18 protein-coding genes are annotated in these 20,390 nt (G+C 59.8%); 14 read left to right on the top strand and 4 right to left on the bottom strand.

What is annotated here, in order from left to right; translation table 11 throughout:
- Positions 1–172 precede the first annotated feature (172 nt).
- Positions 173–2,380: an acyl-CoA dehydrogenase family protein gene (locus RM192_RS18150; RefSeq protein WP_311509062.1), complete on the top strand. Its 2,208-nt coding sequence runs from the start codon at positions 173–175 to the stop codon at positions 2,378–2,380.
- A gap of 37 nt (positions 2,381–2,417) precedes the next feature.
- On the opposite strand, the gene RM192_RS18145 is transcribed toward RM192_RS18150, so the two are convergent.
- Both RM192_RS18145 and RM192_RS18140 read right to left on the bottom strand, forming a co-directional pair.
- Entirely contained in the window at positions 2,418–3,617 is a 1,200-nt protein-coding gene (locus RM192_RS18145; protein ID WP_311509061.1) for a cytochrome P450, read from the bottom strand.
- A complete protein-coding gene (locus RM192_RS18140) occupies positions 3,614–4,771 on the bottom strand; it encodes an epoxide hydrolase (RefSeq protein ID WP_311509060.1) in 1,158 nt (385 codons plus the stop codon). Before RM192_RS18140 ends, RM192_RS18145 begins: the two co-directional genes overlap by 4 nt.
- Positions 4,772–4,930: 159 nt before the next feature.
- On the opposite strand from RM192_RS18140, the gene RM192_RS18135 reads away from it, so the two are divergent.
- From RM192_RS18135 to RM192_RS18095, 9 genes are all read left to right on the top strand, one after another.
- On the top strand, positions 4,931–5,371 hold the full coding sequence (locus RM192_RS18135) for a nuclear transport factor 2 family protein (protein ID WP_311509059.1): 441 nt from the start codon (positions 4,931–4,933) through the stop codon (positions 5,369–5,371).
- Positions 5,372–5,526: 155 nt separating this feature from the next.
- Positions 5,527–7,275 (top strand): amidohydrolase family protein, encoded by a 1,749-nt coding sequence (locus RM192_RS18130; RefSeq protein ID WP_311509058.1) that lies wholly within the window; start codon positions 5,527–5,529, stop codon positions 7,273–7,275.
- A 4-nt stretch (positions 7,276–7,279) separates the two neighbouring features.
- A complete protein-coding gene (locus RM192_RS18125) occupies positions 7,280–7,903 on the top strand; it encodes a TetR/AcrR family transcriptional regulator (protein ID WP_311509057.1) in 624 nt (207 codons plus the stop codon).
- A 148-nt stretch (positions 7,904–8,051) separates the two neighbouring features.
- Entirely contained in the window at positions 8,052–8,234 is a 183-nt protein-coding gene (locus tag RM192_RS18120) for a rubredoxin (protein ID WP_311509056.1), read from the top strand.
- A 34-nt stretch (positions 8,235–8,268) separates the two neighbouring features.
- Positions 8,269–9,549 (top strand): cytochrome P450, encoded by a 1,281-nt coding sequence (locus RM192_RS18115; protein WP_311509055.1) that lies wholly within the window; start codon positions 8,269–8,271, stop codon positions 9,547–9,549.
- Between the two features lie 149 nt (positions 9,550–9,698).
- The gene (locus tag RM192_RS18110; protein ID WP_311509054.1) at positions 9,699–11,477 is read left to right on the top strand and encodes an amidohydrolase family protein; all 1,779 of its coding nucleotides are present in this window, start codon (positions 9,699–9,701) and stop codon (positions 11,475–11,477) included.
- Complete coding sequence (locus RM192_RS18105; RefSeq protein ID WP_311509053.1) at positions 11,446–12,336, top strand: CmcJ/NvfI family oxidoreductase; 891 nt, start codon at positions 11,446–11,448, stop codon at positions 12,334–12,336. The genes RM192_RS18110 and RM192_RS18105 overlap by 32 nt, the downstream gene beginning before the upstream one ends.
- A gap of 2 nt (positions 12,337–12,338) precedes the next feature.
- Positions 12,339–14,090: an amidohydrolase family protein gene (locus tag RM192_RS18100; protein WP_311509052.1), complete on the top strand. Its 1,752-nt coding sequence runs from the start codon at positions 12,339–12,341 to the stop codon at positions 14,088–14,090.
- Between the two features lie 32 nt (positions 14,091–14,122).
- Entirely contained in the window at positions 14,123–14,761 is a 639-nt protein-coding gene (locus RM192_RS18095; RefSeq protein ID WP_311509051.1) for a glutathione S-transferase family protein, read from the top strand.
- 53 nt (positions 14,762–14,814) lie between these two features.
- Here RM192_RS18095 and RM192_RS18090 read toward each other — a convergent pair whose 3' ends face one another.
- Complete coding sequence (locus RM192_RS18090) at positions 14,815–15,579, bottom strand: glucose 1-dehydrogenase (protein ID WP_311509050.1); 765 nt, start codon at positions 15,577–15,579, stop codon at positions 14,815–14,817.
- 53 nt (positions 15,580–15,632) lie between these two features.
- Entirely contained in the window at positions 15,633–15,947 is a 315-nt protein-coding gene (locus RM192_RS18085; RefSeq protein ID WP_311509049.1) for a hypothetical protein, read from the bottom strand.
- A 333-nt stretch (positions 15,948–16,280) separates the two neighbouring features.
- Here RM192_RS18085 and RM192_RS18080 point away from each other — a divergent pair, with 333 nt between their 5' ends.
- The 4 genes from RM192_RS18080 to RM192_RS18065 are packed head-to-tail and all read left to right on the top strand — an operon-like array spanning position 16,281 to position 20,374.
- Positions 16,281–17,234, top strand: coding sequence for a TauD/TfdA family dioxygenase (locus RM192_RS18080; protein ID WP_311509048.1), 954 nt, complete (start codon positions 16,281–16,283; stop codon positions 17,232–17,234).
- Positions 17,235–17,293: 59 nt separating this feature from the next.
- Entirely contained in the window at positions 17,294–19,027 is a 1,734-nt protein-coding gene (locus tag RM192_RS18075) for an amidohydrolase family protein (RefSeq protein WP_311509047.1), read from the top strand.
- A gap of 39 nt (positions 19,028–19,066) precedes the next feature.
- Complete coding sequence (locus RM192_RS18070) at positions 19,067–19,858, top strand: glucose 1-dehydrogenase (RefSeq protein WP_311509046.1); 792 nt, start codon at positions 19,067–19,069, stop codon at positions 19,856–19,858.
- A gap of 15 nt (positions 19,859–19,873) precedes the next feature.
- The gene (locus RM192_RS18065; protein WP_311509045.1) at positions 19,874–20,374 is read left to right on the top strand and encodes a nuclear transport factor 2 family protein; all 501 of its coding nucleotides are present in this window, start codon (positions 19,874–19,876) and stop codon (positions 20,372–20,374) included.
- The last annotated feature ends 16 nt before the right edge of the window (positions 20,375–20,390 follow it).

Here is a 20,390-nt window from a genome sequence, read left to right as displayed (position 1 = left end):
GCTTTGGGGCAGGGCGCACGGCCTTGCTTGCAATTTGAAATAATGCCATGCACGATGTTCATTACAAAATGTATGGCCGGTTTTCCTGTTCGGATTCGCCTGAGACGGTAGCGCTGTGTGGCGTTGCCCCAGGTGTGCAGGGGTAACCGAGACGGCGTTTGGGAGCTTTGAAATGCAGCTGAGTTTGCCTGAAGACAGCGTACCTGTGAAGGAAATGTTCGAGCGCTTTTTTGCGACCGAATCCACCTCTGCACGGGTCCGCGCGGCTGAACCGGTCGGGTTTGACGCTGAACTGTGGAAAGAGCTGCTGGCGCTTGAAGTGCCGCTGATGCGCACCGCGTCCAGTGCCGGTGGCGGCGAGATGAGCCTGTTTGACGCCTGCCTGATGATGGAGCAGGCCGGACGTCGTCTGGCGCCGGTGCCGCTGGCGGAATCGCTGGTGGCCTTGCGCGTGCTGGGCGAAGTGGGCGGCGATGCTGCGCGCGAATGGATTGGCAAAGTGCGCGATGAAGGCGCGGTGCTGACGTTTGCCCTGCACAGCGTTGCAAACGGCAAGCCGCAACTGGTCCCCGGCGGGGCGGTTGCAAATGGCATCGTGACGTTTGACGGCACGGAACTGGCGATCGAAGTGCCCGCAGCGGCGCTGGATGCGCCCCATACGCTGGGCGGGGCTGCGCTGGGCGTGTTCACGCCGGGGCAGGGCACTCGCGTGGTGCTGGCCAGCAATGCCGATGCCAAGCGCATCTGGGAAGCGGGCGTTGAAGAGTGGAAGATCCTGACGTCTGCCGCACTGATCGGTCTGGCGCGCGAAGCGGTGGAAATGGGCGCAGCCTATGCCTGCGAGCGCGAAGCGTTTGGCCAGAAGATTGGCACATATCAAGGGCTTGCCCATCCGTTGGCCAATGACATCATTGATGCCGATGGCGCAGCGATGCAACTGATGTGGGTGCTGCGCGCAATTGCCGACAACGCCCCTGATGCAGGTGGGCTGATTGCGACCCTGTTCTGGTGGGCAACGCGCACGGCAACAAATTGCGTTGCGCATTCGATCCACACTTTTGCCGGGTATGGCCTGTCGATCGAATATGACATCCAGTTGTACCATCGCCGTGCCAAGGCGTGGGCGCTGGCCTATGGTGATCCCGAAGCGGAACTTGAGCGCGGTGGACGCAGACTGTTTCTGGGCGAGACGACCAGCCTGCCTGATCCCGGCGCGGTCGATGTCAACTTTGCCTCGCCCGATGAAGGCAATGCGCTGGCCGAAGAGCTGCGCACGCTGCTGACGGGCATTCTTGATCCGGCCAAGCATTCTTTGTTCGAAGAAAACTTTGAAGCGCACGATTGGGATGTGCACCGCGCACTGGGCAAGGCCGGTTTCCTGTTCCCAAGCTGGCCTGAAAAGTGGGGCGGACGCGGCGCGGATGATGATGCTGCACGGGCATGCCGCACGGTTGCCGCCGAACTGGGCTATGCCGGCCTTGCGGCAGGTGTCACCGGGATGGCGGGCACTCTGGTGCAGGCCGCAGGCGCGCCTGAATTGCAGGACGAAGTGCTGCTGGGCTTTGCGCGCGGCGAATTCACATCTTGCCTTGGCTTTACCGAGCCATCAGGCGGATCGGACGTGTTTGCCGCCAAGACCCGCGCCGTGCGCGATGGCGATGAATGGGTGATCAACGGCCAGAAGATGTTCACTTCTGGCGCCGAACTGGCCAGCTATGTGCTGCTGCTGACGCGGACTGATCCTGATGTGCCAAAGCACAAGGGGCTGACGCTGTTCCTGGTGCCGTTGAACGTTCCCGGCGTGGAAATCCAACCCGTGCACACGTTCATGGACGAGCGCACGAACGCCACGTTCTATGCCGATGTGCGCATCCCTGACCGGTACCGGTTGGGCGAAGTCAACGGCGGTGTACGCATGATGGCAACTGCACTGTCGATGGAACAGGGCGGCAGCCATTACCACCACCAGATGCGCAAGATGGTGGCCGCCGTTCTGGAATGGGCGCGCAACGAAGAGCGTGACGGCAAGCCGATGATTGAACATGCGGGCACACTTTCCCGTCTGGCCCGCGTCTATACCCATTCAGCGATCAGCGAAGGTCTGGCCGCGCGGGTTCTGGCCACGCGTTTGGCAGGTGAACCTGATCTGGCTTATGGTCCGGCATCGAAGGTGTTCACGACCGAGGCCTTCATAAAGGATTCGGCGGACCTTCTGGATCTGGCATCGCCGGGATCGTTGATCCGCAGCAAGGATGGGCTGGGCGTTGTGGAAATCGGCTATCGCCATTCCACCGCAACATCGGTTTACGGTGGCACCAGCGAAGTTCTGCGGTCGATGGTCGCCGAACGCCGGTTGAACCTGCCGCGCAGCCGCGCCTGATCTGTGTTGAAAAACAGGTCGCGGCCTTCATCTGGCTTTAATCCCAAGCAAGATGCAAGTGTTCCAGCCCGATGACCGCGCCTGCCCATGACCGTGGCGCAGGCGCGCCGGGATCAAGCCGGACGATGGGCATCCGCGCCGCCCACTCTTCAAGCAGGATGCGCATTTCCATGCGGGCAAGATGCTGGCCCACGCATTTGTGCGGGCCATTGCCCATGCTGTTGTGGTGCACGGCGCCGCGATCAAAATTGACGGTGAAGGGATCGGCATAAAGCCGCGCATCAATGCCCGACAGGCTGTTCATGACCATGATCATGTCGCCTTCGACCATGGTTGCGCCCTTGCGGGTGACGTCCTGGCGCGACATGCGGGCGGAATTGGACAGGCCGTGGCGGCGCAGCAATTCATCAACCGCAGCAGGGATGATGGCGGGATCATCTTTCAAGCGTTGTTGCAGTTCTGGCCGTTCGGCAAGGCGGAGCAGGGAAAAGCCCATCAAGGATGCAACGGTGTCCAGCCCGCCCAGAAACACCAGTTGCGCCATGCCAAGCAATTCACCTCGATGCTGATAGCGCGGGTTGTTGCGCCACTGCGAAATGCCGGTGAACACATCATCGCCGGGGGCTTCGATCCGCTCATCAAGGAGCTGCCCCAGATATTCGACAAGTTCGCGGTGAGCGGCCATGCGTTTTTCGGGTTCGCCGCGCACGGCAAAGTTGCGGCCCCAGCGCAGGAAATCATCGCGGCGCTCATAAGGCAGATCGACCAGATCCCAGAAGATGCGCAAGGGTGCAATCGTGGTAAACTCGGCCACGATTTCGCTGCGCTTCTTCGGTTGGAGGGCTTCGATCAGCGCGACAATGACCGCGCGGGCGCTGGCTTCATGGCGCTGTTCAATGCGGTTGCGGGTGAAATAGGGGTTGAGCACGGCGCGATACCGGCTGTGGTTCGGCGGGTTTTCGGTGATCGGCGGCATGGACGGAAAGCTGCCTTTGGGCACGTTCTTTTCCGCGTTGGAAAACAGGTCATGGCGTTCCTGAATCCACTGGATGTCTTCGCCGCGCGTGGCAATCCAATGCCCGCCATAGCGCGGCGTCCAGACGATGTCCGGCCCATCATGCAAGCGGGCAAAGGCGGTGAAGACATCGCCTTGATCAAGGCCTGCGGGGTGGATGTAATCGAAATCCACCACCAGCGCCGGATCGACATTGGCCGGAACGGGCAGGGGCGCGTTCATCGGAAATCCCGGCAGAATTCGCGCAAATCCGCGATGAACAGGGCAGGCTGTTCAAAGGCGGCAAAGTGGCCACCCTTGGGTTGCACAGTCCAGCGCACGACGTTGTACATCTGTTCGGCCCATAAGCGCGGGGTCGGCCGGATTTCCGCCGGGAAGCGGGCATGGGCTGTGGGCACCGTGACAAATGTCCAGTCAGGGGCAGGCGCGCGGGCCGGACCGATCGATTCATAATAGAGCCGCATGGCCGAATTGATTGTGCCGGTGACCCAGAACAGCATGATGTTTTCGAGCAGGTGGTCCTTGGAGAACGACGTTTCGACATCATCGCCGCAATCGCTCCATGTCTTGAATTTTTCGGCGATCCAGGCGGCAAGGCCTGCGGGGGAATCGGTCAGGCCGTAGGCCAGCGTTTGCGGCTTGGTGCCCTGGATTGCCTGATAGCCGCTTTCATGGAGATCGTAATTGCGCTTCCATTCCTGTTCGGCGATTTCCTTTTCAGACAGTCCGGCGAACGGGTTGGCCATGTCTGCGGGGCGGCCAAGGATGAAGTTGAGGTGAAGCGCGATCATGCGTTCGGGGTGCAATTGGGCCATTGCGCTGGAAATGGCCGAGCCGAAATCTCCGCCCTGTGCGATGTAACGGTCATAGCCCAGACGCTCCATCAACTGGCAGTTGACGGCGGCGGCCTTGTGCAGGCTGAAGCCGCGATGGCGGGTGGGGCCGGAAAAACCATAGCCGGGGATGGACGGTGCGATGACATGAAAGGCATCGCGCGGGTTGCCGCCATAGCTGGCAGGATCGGACAGGGGGCCAAACAGATCGAGGAATTCGGCAACGGATCCGGGATAGCCATGCGTGACGATCAGCGGCACGGCATCAGGTTCGGGCGAGCGGATGTGATAGAAGTGGACGTTTTCCCCTTCGATCTGTGTCGTGAACTGGGGAAAACGGTTGAAGCGTTCCTCGGATGCGCGCCAATCAAAACTGTCGCGCCAATAAGTGCACAGATCATCCAGAAACCCGCGTTCGGTGCCATAGTCCCAGCCTGCGCCGTCCAGTTGATCGGGCAGGCGGGTGCGCGCAAGACGCGCCTTCAGGTCGGCAAGAACTTCGTCGGGGACGTGGCAGCGGAACGGCGTGATGGCGGTTGGCATTGTTCAGGATACTCTCGGACAATCTGGCCGATATGGCCGTTTGGCCCGGCTCTCTTGATTAGATATGCATAGAGCGTATTGCATAAGTCGCAATGCTGTTGCTGGTGCCGCAATCCTGGCACGCACGAAAGCAGACCGATGCAAGGAGCGGGATGATTCATGACCGAAGCTGAAATGCAGGCAATTGCCGATGACATCGCCATCCGCCGCGTGCTGGACGAATATTGTCTGCGGCTGGAAGTGAACGTGTTTGAAGAATGGCTCGACCTGTTCACCGAAGACGCGGTTTATGAAGTGTTTCGCCGTTCGTTGCGCGGGCGCGCAGAAATTGCCGCGATGCTTTCACAGGCGCCGCATGGCGTGCATGTGCCTGGCGCGGCCAGAATCACCGTCGACGGTGATCGGGCCGAGGCGCTGCAAAGCTATCTGTTTGTGCCGACCACGGACGATAAATGGAACGCGGGCTGGTACAAGCGGACGCTGGTGCGGACGGCGGATGGCTGGAAGATTTCACATACCGCCGTCAAAATTGCACGGCTGGGCGATCTGGCCCCCGATGCCCGCGCCCATGCCCTGCCTTTCCCCGTGACAATCGGGTGATTTCCTCCTGACGCCAGGCCCTCACGCTTAAATAATGCGCCTGCAATAATGCATCTTTACAAGGGCATTCGGGCGATGTTACACCATGTAACATTACGGGCAGGGACTCGCGTTTAAGCGTGCCCTGCTGATCCCGTCTGTGCAGGAGAGCGGCAATGGAAGTCAGAATTCTCATCAAGGGTGGAACCGTGGTCGATGGTTCGGGCGCGCCGGCTTTTGCCGCTGACGTGCGCATTGCCGGCGGCCGGATCACCGAAGTTGCGCCAAACCTGCAACCGTCCAAAGGTGAGCGCGTGGTTGATGCAGCGGGCTGCTATGTAACGCCTGGCTTCATTGAAACGCACAACCACTGGGACGGTGGTGTGTGGTGGAACCCCAACCTTGAGCCGCTGCCAGCCTATGGCGCGACGACATCGATCAACGGCAATTGCGGCTTCTCGCTGGCGCCTGCGCCGCAGCGCCCCGAAGACGTGCAGGACGTCATCGACATCTTCAACTACTTTGAAGACATCCCCGAAGAGCCGATGCGCAAGATCGTGCCGTGGGACTGGAAGAAGTGGAGCGAATACAAGGCTTCGATGGAACGCAACGTCAAGTTGCCAATGCATTACAGCGCGTTTTGCGGCCACATCCCGCTGCGCCTGTGCGTGATGGGCCAGGACGCGTGGAAGCGCGTGGCAACCGCTGACGAAATCGAACAGATGTGCGAACTTCTGGAAGATGCGCTGGAAGCAGGGGCGATGGGCCTTTCGTCGAACTTCCTTGATTATGACAAGTTTGAACGTCCCCTGCCATCGCAGCAGGCTGACGATGCCGAACTGCTGGCGCTGATGGGCGTGGTGGCAAAGTATCCGGGCGCAACCTTCCAGGTCATTCTCGATTACTTCATGCGCAAGACCGCCAACGCTTCGCTTGAACGCTTTGGCAACCTTGCCCGCCAGACCGGCGTGCGGATGCAGTGGGCCGGTATGCCGACGCTGGAATACATGGCCGATCAATTGCCACGCGCCGAAGAACTGCACGCACAGTTCAAGGCAGAAGGGCTGGACATCTTCACCAGCTTCAACGTGATTTCGCCTACATCGGTGATCAACTTCAACCGTACGCTGGTGTTTGGCCAGAACGGCAATCCGGTGTGGCAGGAACTGGTCAACACTCCCGGATGGGAAGCCAAGGCCGAACTGCTGGCTGACCATGCATGGCGCGCACGGGCGCGGGAATCATGGGACAACCAGTTTGCCCATTCGTTCCTGCACGTGCCCAAGGCAAACCTGCTGCGCGAAAGCGAATCCGGCTATGGCCCGATTGGCCTGACCTTGCAGGATTACATGGACCAGACCGGCATCGCCCATGCATCCGACGCATTGGCCGAGTGGGTGCTGAACAACGGACAGGAATCGGTTGTTCTGAAGGAATCGTGGGCCAAGGACGAAGGCATCCTGAACAAGCTGCTGATCGATACGCATTCGCTGGCCAACGTCACCGACGCAGGCGCGCACGGCAAACTGTTCTGCGGCGCAGGCTACAACGTGTTCCTGCTGACCGACTATGTCCGCGACCGCAAGGTGCTGTCGCTGGAGCAGGGCGTGCACATGCTGACGGGCCGACTGTCGAGCTTCTTCGGCCTGAATGATCGCGGTACGATCGAAGTGGGCAAAGTTGCCGACATTACCGTGTTCAACCTCGACGAAATCGAGATGCGCCCGGAAAAGAAGATCTTCGACGTGTGGGATGGCACCGGCGGCCGTACTTATCGCTATACCCGCGATGCAGCGCCGATGCGTCTGACGCTGGTGGCTGGCGTGCCGACATTCGATAACGGCGAATTCACCGGACGTTACCCCGGCGAATTCATCGGACCTGAAGCTGGTCCGGGCGAAGCTTTGGCCATCGCTGCGGAATAAACTGTTGGCGCAGGCGTCAGCCGCAATTGCCGAAGCGGTTGGCGATGCCTGCCAACCGCGCAAGCAAAGCAGTCGTGAGCGTATGCTCGCGGCTGCTGCTGCTGCGTTTTGCGCCAATGGCTATCTGGCGGTCACAGTAGACGATATCGCATCGAGCGCGGGCGTCAGCCGGATGACATTTTACCGCCATTTCAGCGGCAAGGCCGAGCTGGCCATCGAACTGTTCAAGCAGAACGTGATTGCGTGGATGCCGCGCTTCAAAGCCATCACGCAGCACAGGCATTTGAACGCTGCCATCGTGCAGGCGTGGCTTGAAGACCTGTTTGCAGCAGACCGCGAAAGTGGACAACTGCTGCGCGTGTTCATGCAGGCCAATGCCGAAGGTTCGGGCTTTACCGAAGTGGCGCGCGAATTGATGGGCCATCTGATTCGCGTGTTGGGCGAACACATCCCGGCCTTTGCGCTGAACCCTGAAGCCCCTGCGGATCGCAAGCGGTGGCTTGAGGCCTGGCTGCTGCTTTATGAGATTCTGGATCAAAGTAACCATTCGGCACGCGGTGCAAAGGCTGCGCCCGATCCGTTGCTGATCGAATTGCTGGCCGAACGGTTCTTGCGTTTCATCGATTGAGGCAAGGCATAGCCATGGTGGCGGGCCGTTCTTTGATCTGAAACAATGCAATGGACAACAGACGTTGCAAAGATGCGGCAAGTGCTACGGCCTGCCTGGCTCTATTGCCAAACTCTATTGAATACCGAACGAGGGAGAAAAGGTGCCGATGAGCGCTACAAATGAAGAAGAGCATGGGCAGTATGCCTGCATGTTCTGCGGCTATGTCTATGACGAGGAAGCTGGCGCGCCCGAACACGGCATACCGCCTGGCACCCGCTGGGCCGACATTCCCGAAGATTGGTGCTGTCCGATGTGCTCAGCAGAGAAGCCCGATTTCGAGCAGGTTTGATTTGGCCCCGGAGAGGCCTTGGAAGGACATCATCATGGATACTGCAACAGTAAATCTTGCCGAGAAAGACCGCGGCGGTCTGTTCAATCCTGACGAAGAAGCCGCGGCTGCCGGTTGGGGCACGGCGGACCCCTATCCTTTGCTGCAAAAGCTGCACGATGGCCCGCCTGTGGTCAAAGGTGTGCTGGAAGACCTGATGGGCATTGCGCGCCAGTACAACACAGATCACTGGACCGGCGATGTCTATTCGATCCTGTCGTTTGAGGCGGTCAACAAGGCGTTCATGGACGCCGAGACTTTCAGCAACCGGGTTTATGAAAAGCTGTCGAAACCGGCGCTGGGTGACACGCTGCTCAATCTTGATGGCGGCGAACACAAGCGGATGCGCAATGTGTCTAAGCCCTGGTTCAAGCCATCGTTCACCGATGGCTGGTGGACGGACCAATGGATTGTCGATGCGGTGGACGAGATCTTCGACCGGATCTGCGAAAAGGACCACGCCGACCTCAACCTTGAGTTGTGCGCGCCATTGCCAATGAGTGTCGTTTCGACTGGGTTCGGGATTCCCGCAAAAGAAGCACTCGAATTCCGCAAGGCTTTGCTGTTGCACGGCTCGCCCGAAGAAATGGCCAAGGGCCACGCTTATGCCACATCTGTCCTGACCCGCCTGATCGAAGAGCGCCGCGCCGATCCCAAGGACGATCTGATCAGCCGCTTTGTCCATGCCGATCTGGAACTGGAAGACGGCGGCAAGCGCAATATGACCAACGAAGAGGTCATGCGCTATTGCAACCTGATCATCCATGCCGGTGGCGGCACGACCTGGCGCCAGCTTGGTATCACGATCATGTCCTTGCTGAACCATCCCGAACAGCTGGAAGCTTTGCGCCAGGATCGCAGCCTGATGCGTCAGGCCATTCAGGAAGTGACACGGTGGTATCCAACCGACACGGCGTTCTTGCGCTATGTCGAAAAGGACACCGTGTTCGAAGGCGTCGAAATGAAGGCCGGCGATGTGGCTATGCTATGCCTTGGCACGGCCAATCGTGACCGCAAGCAATGGGAAAATCCTGATGAGTTGAACATCCATCGCCCGGCCAAGCGGCACTTCGCCTTTGGTGCAGGCGTGCATGCGTGCCTGGGCCAGCACTTGTCTCGGCAGGAAATGGAAGTTGCGCTTGGCGCGATGCTCGACCGGCTGGGCGATTTGCGTTGGGATCCAGATGCCCGTCCGGCGCGCATGGGCGGGGGAACGCTGATTGGTCGCGGGCCTGAATCGCTGCCCGTGCGCTTTACCCCGCTGCCCAAGAAATAGGACCTGAAACACCGCGCGCGATGGATGGTTCAGACCGGTTGTCGCGCGCTGGTTTGTATGGTTTCGGTAAATGCACAAGGCCAGTTGCATTGCATCACGAACGGGAGTTAGCTGCGTCAAAACAATAAGCTGAAAAAGAGGATGCAGCCATGCATGACACTGTGATTCGCGGTGGCACGGTAATTGACGGAACTGGCAATGCCGGGTTCGTGGCCGATGTTGCCATAAGCAATGGGGTGATAACGCACGTAGGCGCGGTTACAGGCCCGGCCCGTGAAGTGATTGACGCCCAGGGCGCCATCGTCACTCCCGGTTTCATTGATGTGCACACCCATTACGACGGGCAGTTCCTGTGGGATGACCGGCTTGATCCCAGCTTTTCGCATGGGGTGACCACGGCCATCGGCGGCAATTGCGGCGTCGGTTTTGCGCCGGTCCGCCCCGAGCACCGGACGGCGCTGATCGAATTGATGGAAGGGGTCGAGGAAATCCCCGGCGTGGTTCTGGACGAAGGGCTGGACTGGAACTGGACCAGTTTTCCCGATTACCTGAACCGTCTGGCCGAACGCCAATATACCATGGATATTGCCAGCCACATTACCCACGCGCCGTTGCGGGTGTTCGTGATGGGTGAGCGCGCCCTGCGTCATGAAGCGGCCACGGCTGACGATGTCGCGCAGATGGCAGGTCTGGTGCGCGAAGCGATGGATGCGGGCGCAGTGGGTTTTTCCGGTGCGCGGCTGATCGAACACCTGTCGAGCAAGGGAGACAATGTTCCCGGCACTTTTGCCGACGATGACGAATTGCTGACCATTGCCAAGGCGATGGGTGAATCCGGCCACGGCACCTTCCAGATCATCCCCTTGGGCGGGGTTGGTGCAGTGATGTATGATCAGGCGGGCCGGGATGCGCGCCGTGCCGAACATGACCGGATCGTGCGCATTGCCGAAGTATCGGGCCGTCCGCTGACGTATTCGCTGGTGCAGTTCAATTCCGACAGCACCGATTGGCAGATGATGGTCGAGGAATCCGAGCGCGCTGCCGCAGCAGGCCTGCCGATCACGCCACAAGTGGGCGCGCGGGGCGTTGGCGCCATGACCATGCTGGACGGCTATCACATCTTCATGTTGCGCGCGTCCTATCATGAAGTTGCGCATTTGCCTTTGGCTGAACGGGTGGCAGCCCTGCGCAACCCGGACCGCCGCGCTGCCATTCTGGCCGAGCAAAGCGATCCGGCGCTGGTGGCACAGGACCTCAAGCTGGCGGCATTCATCGACACGCTGCGCGGCAGGATCGGCGGCATTTTCCCGATGACGCTTCCGCTGAATTACGAGCCTGCCGCCGAAGGCAAGCTTGAAGTGCTGGCTGCGCAGGCCGGTGTGCCGATGGAGGAATACCTTTATGATCATTATTGTGCAGGCGATGGCAGCAATGTCTGCGCCAGCCATGCGCTGAACTTTGCCGGGGGCGGGCTGGATGCAACGTATGAAATGCTGCGCCGTGATATCACCGCCAGCGGGCTGGCCGACGGCGGTGCGCACATGAAGATGATCTGCGATGCGTCGATGCCCACGTTCATGCTGTCATTCTGGGGGCGTGACCGGTCACGCGGGCCGGGTCTGCCGCTTGAGCATATTGTCCGCAAGTTGAGCGCAAAGAACGCCGAGCTTTACGGTCTGGATGATCGGGGCCGGATTGCGCCGGGTATGCGCGCCGACATCAACGTGATCGATCATCAGCGTCTGGAATTGCACATGCCGCGCATGACACATGATCTGCCCATGGGCAGCGCGCGGCTGCTGCAAGGATCGACCGGCTATATCGCCACCATGGTTGGTGGCTGCATTACCCGCAGAAATGATGAGGAAACCGGCGCGCGGCCCGGCCGGTTGATCCGTGCCGGACAGGCTGAAGCGGCGCTGGCTTGAACAAGATAAAAGGGAAGGGATGGCGATGGAACAAGGGCAAACCGCAGAGCGGACGTCGATTACGACTGCCATGAATTTTGTGCGCGACAAATCCGGCGCGGGATCGTTCAGCAATCTCAACCCTGAATTGACCACGTTGAAGCTGGCATCAAGCCAGGTTGAAATCCACGATGCGCGTGGCTTGGCCAAGGCGCCAAGTTTTGCGCAGGAAGGGTTTGAAATTCACGACCTGCCCATGCCGGGCGCCAACTTTTTTGACATGGACTGGGTGCGCAATGTCTATGGCCCGCGCACTTTGGAATTTGTGAAGCAATTGGTGAATGCCGATCATATTGCCAGCTTTCATGCCGGCATGTTTTTCCGCGATACCGGCAAGATGCTGGATACGCTGGATACGCCGTTGCGCGGCAAGGCGGCTGATTTCGTGCATATGGACTATACCCGTGCATCGGTGATGCCATTTGTGCGCGAGGCGGTGGATGCCGAAACGCTGGAGCGGTTTCCGCATGTGAAGATTTTCAATGTCTGGCGTTCGCTGACGCCGCCGCCGCAGGATGTCGGCCTTGCCTTTTGTGATCAGCGCACGCTGGATCGCGATGACTGGGTGTTTGGCCAGACGGTGGAAAAGAACTTCCCCCAAGGCGTCCCGTTTTTGACCGGGGTGTTCAATCCGGCACAGAAATGGCACTATTATTCAGCGATGTCACAAGATGAAGTGGTGATCTTCAAGGGCTGTGACACCGATGAGGCTGCCCCTGTGGGATGCATGCACGGGGCGTTCGTCCATCCCGATCCCGGCCATGTCACCGTGCCACGCGCCAGCATCGAATTCCGCGTCATCGCCCTGTTCAAGGATTGATCATGGGCAGCACGTTGATCCGGGGCGGGTTGCTGGCCGATGGCAGCGGTGATGAACCGCGCATCGGCGACATCCGCTTTGCCGGGGGTATCATCACCGAGGTTGGCCGCGATCTTGCCCCGCTGGCAGACGAAACCGTGATCGAGGCCGACGGATTGCTGGTGACACCGGGATTTGTCGATGTGCACACCCATTTTGATGGGCAGGCGACATGGGACACGCAGCTTGCGCCATCATGCTGGCATGGCGTGACCACGGTGGTGATGGGCAATTGCGGGGTTGGCTTTGCCCCGGTCCGGCCCGGACAGCAAGACCGGCTGATCGAATTGATGGAAGGGGTTGAGGACATTCCGGGCACCGCGCTGCACGCCGGGATGGCGTGGGGCTGGGAAAGCTTTGCCGACTATCTTGACGTGCTGGACCAGCGGCAATGGATGATCGACGTGGGCACCCAAGTGCCGCACGCCGCGGTGCGCGCATATGTGATGGGTGAGCGCGCGGGCGCGGGCCAGCCAACCGCCGATGACATCACCCAGATGCAAGTGCAGGTGCGCCAGGGGATGCAGGCGGGCGCGCTGGGCATTTCAACCAGCCGGATGCTGGCGCACAGGACCAGCCGTGGTGAAATTGTGCCCGGAACGCTGGCGCAGGAAGATGAACTTGAAGCGATGGCCGATGTGCTGCGCGAACTGGATACAGGCGTCTTTGAAGTTGTGCCGCGCGGGATGGACGGTGAGATCTCGGTCGAAGCCCACGCCGAAATTGACTGGATGGCCGATCTGGCGCGCAAAAGCGGGCGTCCGCTGGTGTTTTCGATGGTGCAGACACACACCGAAAGCGACCGTTGGCGTGTCTATCTTGACCGTGCCGCGCAGTTGCAGGCGCAAGGTGTGCCGTTCTATCCCGAAGTAGGACCGCGGCCGGTTGGCATCATCTTTGGCCTGCAAAGCGAATTCACGCCGTTTTCGCACAGGCCCACTTATGCGGCGCTGGAAAATCTTCCGCTGGCTGAACGTCTGGCCGAAATGCGCAAACCTGATGTGCGGGCGCAGATCCTGTCCGAACCGGTTGGGCAATACCGCTCGCAAGGGCAGCAGGACATGCACACCAATTTTGCCAACATGTACCGCATCGCCAACCCGATCAACTGGGAGCCGACGCGCGCAGAAACCATGCCGGTGCTGGCAGCGGCCGCAGGGATGGATGTCGAGGCGTACTTGTACGATTACCTGCTGGGCGAAAACGGCGGGAACCTGATCCTCTATCCCTATACGAACTACACCAGCGGCACTCTGGCCGAAGTGCACGAGATGCTGGCACACCCGGCCACACGGTTCGGTCTGGGCGATGCCGGAGCGCATTGCGGGATTGCCTGCGATGCCGGTAGCACCACGCTGCTGCTGGCGTTCTGGACGCGGGACAGGACCGATGGGCCGCAGATTGCGCTGGGCCAGGCGGTTCGGATGATAACGCGCGATACCGCCGATCTTTACGGGCTGGGTGACCGGGGGCGGCTGCAACCGGGCTATCGCGCCGATATCAACCTTGTTGATTATGCGCAGTTGGAACTTTTGCTGCCGCACATGGTATGGGATCTGCCAACTGGTGCGCGGCGGATCATGCAGCGCGCCAAAGGCTATGTCGCCACTTTCGTTGCGGGCGAGCAGACCATTGCCAATGATCAGGCGACAGGTGCATTGCCCGGACGGTTGATCCGGGGCGCCAAGTCTGGTCCACCACAATCTGCGCTGTGAATTTCGGCGAGAGCCGCAGGAGAATTTGGATTATGCTTACCGTTCATCATCTTGCCACGTCGCAGTCAGACCGCATCGTGTGGCTGTGCGAAGAACTGGGAATACCGTACGAACTGAAGCGCTATGCCCGTGATCCCGTGACGCGGCTGGCCCCTGCGGAATATTGCGCGTTGCACCCAGCCGGCACTGCGCCGGTCATTTCAGACGGTGATGTGCAACTGGGGGAATCGGCGGCTATCATCGAATATATCATCAATCGCTACGGTCAGGGCCGTCTGGCGGTGGCGCCATCCGATCCCGCATATGCCGATTATCTGTTCTGGTTCCACTATGCCAATGGATCATTCATGCCCGCAGCAATGATGGGGCTGGTGTCGCGCATGGTGCCTGCCGAAGGTGCTGATGCGCTGAAAAGCCTGACGCGGCGGCTGGACCGTGCGTGGGATCTGGTCGAAGCGCGGCTGGGGCAGAGCGAGTATCTGGCAGGCGACAGCTTCACCGCCGCCGATATCATGATCCTGTTCCCGCTGACGACGATGCGCCTGTTCGCGCCGCGTGAACTGGCAGGCTATCCCAATGTTGCGGCGTACCTGCAACGCATCGGCGCGCGTCCTGCCTTCAAGGCGGCGATGGAAAAGGCCGATCCGGGATTTGTCGTTCCGCTGACCTGATGCAAATGCCCGGTGCCAGCCCGCAAGAACGGGCTGGCACCGGCAATTCACGATCAACCCAGGAAGTATTTGCCGCCATCGACCACGATGGTCTGGCCGGTGATGAAGCGCGCGCCATCACCGACAAGGTGCATCATCGTGGCGGCCATGTCTTCAGGCTGGATCTGCGCTGCGATCAACTGTGTGGTTCTGGCGCGTTCCTCGGCAGCAGCCATGTTGCCGCCCATGATTTCCGAATAGCCTTCGGTGGCGGTGCCGCCCGGAGCAATGGCGTTGACGCGGATGTTGTCACGTCCAAGTTCGGATGCACAGCTTTTCGTCAAGCCGATAACTGCGGCCTTCGATGCGGTGTAATCGAGCATATAGGCCATGCCGAATGCCGAGATCGAGGTCTGGTTGACAATCGCTCCGCCGCCGCGCTGGCGCATGTAAGGCACGACCGCGCAAGTGCACAGCCAAGGGCCGCGGACGTTGACCGCCATCGTGCGGTCCCAGCGATCGACGGAAATGTCGCTCATCGGGCCGCCCTTTAGCGAGGCGAACATTGCGGCGTTGTTGACGAGAATGTCGATCCCGCCAAATTCCTCAGCGGTAGCTTTGGCCATGGCTTCGGTGGAGTCCTTGCTGGCGACATCCACTTTCAGGAAGGCTGCTTTCTGGCCCTTGGCGCGGATCGCTTCGACGGTCTTGGCGCCTTCATCTTCGAGAAGGTCAACAATCATCACGGCAGCGCCTGAATCAGCCAGGGCTTCAACATAGGCGCGGCCAATTCCGCGAGCACCACCGGTGACGATGGCAACTTTTCCTGAAAGGCTCATTGGTTTGTCTTTCGCTTGAATTTTTGGTCTGAACGCCGCGGATGCTTGGCAGATCAGCTACCTTTGGTGATTTCCTGACCGAGGACGAATACCGATGAGGTACGGTCAATGGTGTTGGGGAAGGTTGCAGCCTTTTCAGCGAGTTCCTTCATCACGGCTTCAGCGCTTTCGCCTTCGACTTCGGTGACATTGACATAAGGTTTGTCGATGCGGTTCTGTGCCATGATCTTGAACCGGCGGACCGATTGTGCCCCGGTAATCGACATGAGATCGGCGGCGTGAACTTCATCGTACCAGGTGTTGTACGCTTCTTCGTCACCTTCGCCGCTAGTAGGACCATTGATGGCGATAAGCAGAAATCTGGGCACTGGCAGTTCCTCTCTTCAATGTGGCTTGCACGTCGATGCATATTTGCAATTCGCGCGTGTCATATCATTGGCAAAAGACGCGTCAAAGCCCAATTCTGCTGACTTGCGAAAACCACCGCAAACCCATGATTGCGGAGCATATAGGCAGAAGGCACGCCGTTGGTCCGTTAATTGGCTGCGACACTTGCAGATGCTGCAGAAGCAAGGCTGTGGATATGCCAAACCGGCATAGGTGAGGCATTCCAAACAGCATTGGTGGCCGCAGAGTCAGAGCGGTAAACACCTTGCGACCAGACAGAAGCAATCTGTGAGGCGGCAAAGGGAGAAGGTCTGATGGCCACGATTTCCAAGGCGTTCGATGTATCGCCAATTGACGCAAAACTGCCATTCGGCGCGATTGTCCATGGCCTGCGACACGATGCGTTGCGTGATCCAGATGTGCGGCAAGCGCTTGTTGATCTGTGGATCGACAAGGGCGTGCTCCTGTTCCGCGATGGCGATGCAACCGGGGCCATGCAGCTTGACCTGAGCCGCTGTTTCGGTCCGCTGGAAGCGCACCTTTTTCCCGAAAGCCGCAGCGAGGATGTGCCTGAGCTGACCAAGATCAAGTTCTATCCCGAAGACGGTAGCTACTATTCGATCAATGGCGAACTGCGCGGGGGCTGGCTGCCGTGGCACAGCGATCTGACTTATACCAACCGGATCAATCGCGGCGGAATCTTGCGGCCCGTGCAATTGCCGCGCCGTCTGGGGATGACGGGTTTCTTGTGCCAGATTGCCGCATGGAACCGTCTGCCTGTGGTGCTGCAGGAAAAGATCGAAGGGCTTCACGTCGTTTACGAGGTGGAGGTCAACATGGAATTGCAGCGCTATTCCGGGGTTGATGCGCGGCTGGTCCGCCTTGCCCGATCAGGCACGACGATTGAAAAGCGCAAATACGGCTATCCCCGCGTCATTCACCCGATGGTTTATGTGCAGCAGGAAACGGGCCGCAAGATCCTGAATGTATCACCCGCCTTTGCGGTGGGCATCTACGAGAACGGTTCACCCGCTGGCGATGCGCTTCTGGCCGAAGTGATGGCCTACTGTACCGATAACGCGCTGGCCTATTTCCATGACTGGAAGCGCGATGACATGGTGCTGTGGGACAATTGGCGCACCTTGCATTGCGCCACCGGCGTCGAACCGGATGAAACACGCGTCATGGTCCGCACCACGATTGCGGGCGATTATGCGCTGGGGCGCAATCTGGGGGCAGGCGGCCCGCAAGTGGATTTCGATGTGTGAACGGGATTCCGGGTGCGGCCGCGACGGCCGAAGGACCAATAGCCAAAGGAAAACAGGCAGTGTCGGAATGCAGCTTCGATATCGTTGTGCGCGCAGGAACAGTGCTCGATGGACTGGGCGGTGCAGGATACATCGCCGATGTTGCCATCAAGGATGGCAAGATCGTCGAAGTAGGCACGGTAACGGGCCGCGGAGTTGAGGAAATCGACGCCAAGGGCCGGATCGTCACGCCGGGCTTTGTCGACATCCACACTCATTACGATGGGCAGGTGACATGGGAAAACCGGCTGGCACCTTCATCGGGCCACGGCGTGACGTCGGTCATCATGGGCAATTGCGGGGTGGGCTTTGCGCCATCGCGCCCGCACCAGCGCGAAACCATGATCAAGCTGATGGAAGGCGTCGAGGATATTCCCGAAGTGGTGATGACCGATGGCATCCCGTGGAATTGGGAAAGCTTTCCCGATTATCTCGATGCGCTTGACCAGCGCCACACCGACATCGATTTTGCTGCGCAATTGCCGCACAACCCCTTGCGCATTTACGTGATGGGTGAACGCGGTGCCAATGCCGAGCCGCCGACCGCCGATGAAATGGCACAGATGCGCGCGCTGACCGCCGAAGCGATCCGTGCCGGTGCGATTGGCGTTTCGACCACGCGCAATCTGGCACACCGCTTCCGTGACGGACGCTCTGCCCCGACGGTACTGGGCGATGACGATGAATTGCTGGCGATTGCTGCGGGTCTGCGTGATGCCGGTACCGGCGTGTTCGAAATGCTGGGTGATGACCGGATCAGCGGTGAAGAGCAGATCGCGCTGCTGCGCAATATCTGCGAAACATCGGGCGGGCGTCCGCTATCATTCACGCTGACTCAGCCCAAGGATGGCAATGACCGCTGGCAGGTGATCCTTGACGGCATTACCAAGGCCAATGCCGATGGTCTGCCGCTGAACGCGCAAGTCATGCCGCGACCTGTCGGCATTCTGGTGGGGCTTGAACTGTCGCTTCACCCGTTTGCGTTCCATCCCAGCTTCCGCAAGATTGCATCGCTGCCACTGGCCGAGAAGGTCAAGGCCATGCGCGATCCGGAAATGCGGGCGCGGCTGATGTCTGAACAAAGCGAAGACCCGCACGATTTCTTCAAGACCGTGGTGGACGATACCGAATGGTTGTTCCCGCTGAGCGATCCGCCAAACTATCACCCTGCGATGGAAGAAAGCATCGCGTGCCGTGCGCGCGAGGCCGGGGTTGATCCGCTGGACCTGATCTATGACGAACTGCTCAAGGATGATGGCCGGGCGATCCTTTACCGCCCATCGGCCAACCGCAATGGCGAACGGTTCGAAGGCGCAGGCAAGGCATTCCTGAAACATCCCCATGTTCTGCTGGGGCTGGGTGATGGCGGCGCGCATTACGGGATGATCTGCGATGCGGCTTTGCCAACCTACTTCCTGACGCACTGGGTGGGCCATCCTGATCCGGAAAAGCGGGTTCCGCTGGAACGGGCGATCCAGATGCTGGCCTATGATACGGCCCAGGCGGTGGGTCTGCATGATCGTGGCCGGATTGCGCCGGGGTACAAGGCGGACATCAATGTGATTGATGTGGACGGCCTGCGGCTGGGGTTGCCGCATCCGGTATTCGATCTTCCCGCAGGTGGCCGCCGTCTGGTGCAGACCGCGTCCGGATATGATGCGACCATCGTGTCGGGGCAGGTGGCGTATCGTCATGGCGAATCCACCGGCGCACTGCCGGGGCGGCTAATCCGTGGCGCCAAAACGGCCCCTTGATGGCGCGGGGCGATCCCTTTCACGCATCTGGAGAATTCGATGACAACCAGTACGGGCCGACTTGCCGGAAAAGTTGCGATCATTACCGGCGCGAGCACGGGATGCGGGCCAGTCATGGCGCGGCGCTTTGTCGCTGAGGGTGCAAGCGTACTGATGTGCGCGCGGCGTGAAGACTTGGTGCAGAGCGAAGCCGCCGCCATCGGCCCGGATGCCATCGGCGTGCGTTGCGATGTGACCAATGAAGATGATGTGCGCGCCATGGTGGAACGCGCGATCACAGAATTTGGCCAAGTCGACATTCTGCTGAACAACGCGGCGGTGCCGGGGCAGGACAAGTACATCTGGGAACAGACGCTGGAAAACTGGAATGCGACGATTGCGGTGGACCTGACCGCTGCGATGCTGTGTTCGCGCGAAGTTGTGCGCCAATCGATGCTTGAGCGCAAAACCGGTTCGATCATCAATTTTTCGTCCACGGCAGGCTGGCGCGGCGATAAGCGCAAGACGCATTACGTTGCGGCCAAAGGCGGATTGCGCGCCTTTACCAAGAGCGTGGCCAATGACGTGGGGCCTTATGGCATCCGCTGCAATTGTCTGGTTCCCGGCAGCATCGATACCGAACTGTGGCAGAACTATGCCCGCCGCCGTGCCGGCGAAGAAGGCGTCGCTGTAGAAGACTGGCGCGCCGCGACTTTTGCCAGCCTGCCTTTGCGCACGATTTCGAAGCCGAACGACATTGCCAATCTGGCGCTGTTTCTGGCCAGCGATGAAAGCCAGACAATTACCGGACAATCGATAAACTGCGATGCCGGCGCATACATGGTAGGTTGAGGAAGGACCCGAACAATGGCCAAGAACACCCGTTCCATCGAAGAACGCCTGCAAGCGCTGGAAGACCGTGAGGCGATTGCCCAGGCGGTCTGCGGCTATGGCTATGCCATGGACGGATGCAATGCGCCCGCCGTCGGATCCTTCTATGCCGAAGACGGCGTTTATGCGGTGGCCGATGTCGGCGCATTTGAAGGTCGTCCGGCGGTGGAGGCGATCACCCGCCGCGAAACGCATCTGGGGCTGGTCCATGCCGGTTGTGCGCACATTTCAACCCCGCCCTACATTGTTTTGGACGGTGATGATGCAGTGGCGACATGCCATACGATGGTGGCGATGCACGGCGAGAACGGCTTTTTCGTCGGCAGGTTGAGCGCATCGCGCATTCAGTTGCAGCGGCAGGCAGATGGTGCGTGGCGGATCAGGCACCGCCAGAATTACATGCTGGACGGCGATCCGCGCGGCCCGGCGATGCTGGCCCGGCTGAAGGAAGGGCGATCACTGCACGAGGGCAAATGACGCCTTTGCGATAGAC

Origin of the sequence: Novosphingobium sp. MMS21-SN21R (genome assembly GCF_031846015.1) — a bacterium.
GTDB lineage: Bacteria > Pseudomonadota > Alphaproteobacteria > Sphingomonadales > Sphingomonadaceae > Novosphingobium.
Note: the sequence above shows the minus strand (reverse complement) of the source record. Positions and strands in the feature narration are given on the sequence as shown.

What these genes read in the sequence shown, in the direction of transcription:
- RM192_RS18150 (WP_311509062.1), top strand. Translation starts at nt 173, where the DNA reads ATGCAGCTGAGTTTGCCTGAAGACAGCGTACCTGTGAAGGAAATGTTC.
- RM192_RS18145 (WP_311509061.1), bottom strand. Translation starts at nt 3,617, where the DNA reads ATGAACGCGCCCCTGCCCGTTCCGGCCAATGTCGATCCGGCGCTGGTG.
- RM192_RS18140 (WP_311509060.1), bottom strand. Translation starts at nt 4,771, where the DNA reads ATGCCAACCGCCATCACGCCGTTCCGCTGCCACGTCCCCGACGAAGTT.
- RM192_RS18135 (WP_311509059.1), top strand. Translation starts at nt 4,931, where the DNA reads ATGACCGAAGCTGAAATGCAGGCAATTGCCGATGACATCGCCATCCGC.
- RM192_RS18130 (WP_311509058.1), top strand. Translation starts at nt 5,527, where the DNA reads ATGGAAGTCAGAATTCTCATCAAGGGTGGAACCGTGGTCGATGGTTCG.
- RM192_RS18120 (WP_311509056.1), top strand. Translation starts at nt 8,052, where the DNA reads ATGAGCGCTACAAATGAAGAAGAGCATGGGCAGTATGCCTGCATGTTC.
- RM192_RS18115 (WP_311509055.1), top strand. Translation starts at nt 8,269, where the DNA reads ATGGATACTGCAACAGTAAATCTTGCCGAGAAAGACCGCGGCGGTCTG.
- RM192_RS18110 (WP_311509054.1), top strand. Translation starts at nt 9,699, where the DNA reads ATGCATGACACTGTGATTCGCGGTGGCACGGTAATTGACGGAACTGGC.
- RM192_RS18100 (WP_311509052.1), top strand. Translation starts at nt 12,339, where the DNA reads ATGGGCAGCACGTTGATCCGGGGCGGGTTGCTGGCCGATGGCAGCGGT.
- RM192_RS18095 (WP_311509051.1), top strand. Translation starts at nt 14,123, where the DNA reads ATGCTTACCGTTCATCATCTTGCCACGTCGCAGTCAGACCGCATCGTG.
- RM192_RS18090 (WP_311509050.1), bottom strand. Translation starts at nt 15,579, where the DNA reads ATGAGCCTTTCAGGAAAAGTTGCCATCGTCACCGGTGGTGCTCGCGGA.
- RM192_RS18080 (WP_311509048.1), top strand. Translation starts at nt 16,281, where the DNA reads ATGGCCACGATTTCCAAGGCGTTCGATGTATCGCCAATTGACGCAAAA.
- RM192_RS18070 (WP_311509046.1), top strand. Translation starts at nt 19,067, where the DNA reads ATGACAACCAGTACGGGCCGACTTGCCGGAAAAGTTGCGATCATTACC.
- RM192_RS18065 (WP_311509045.1), top strand. Translation starts at nt 19,874, where the DNA reads ATGGCCAAGAACACCCGTTCCATCGAAGAACGCCTGCAAGCGCTGGAA.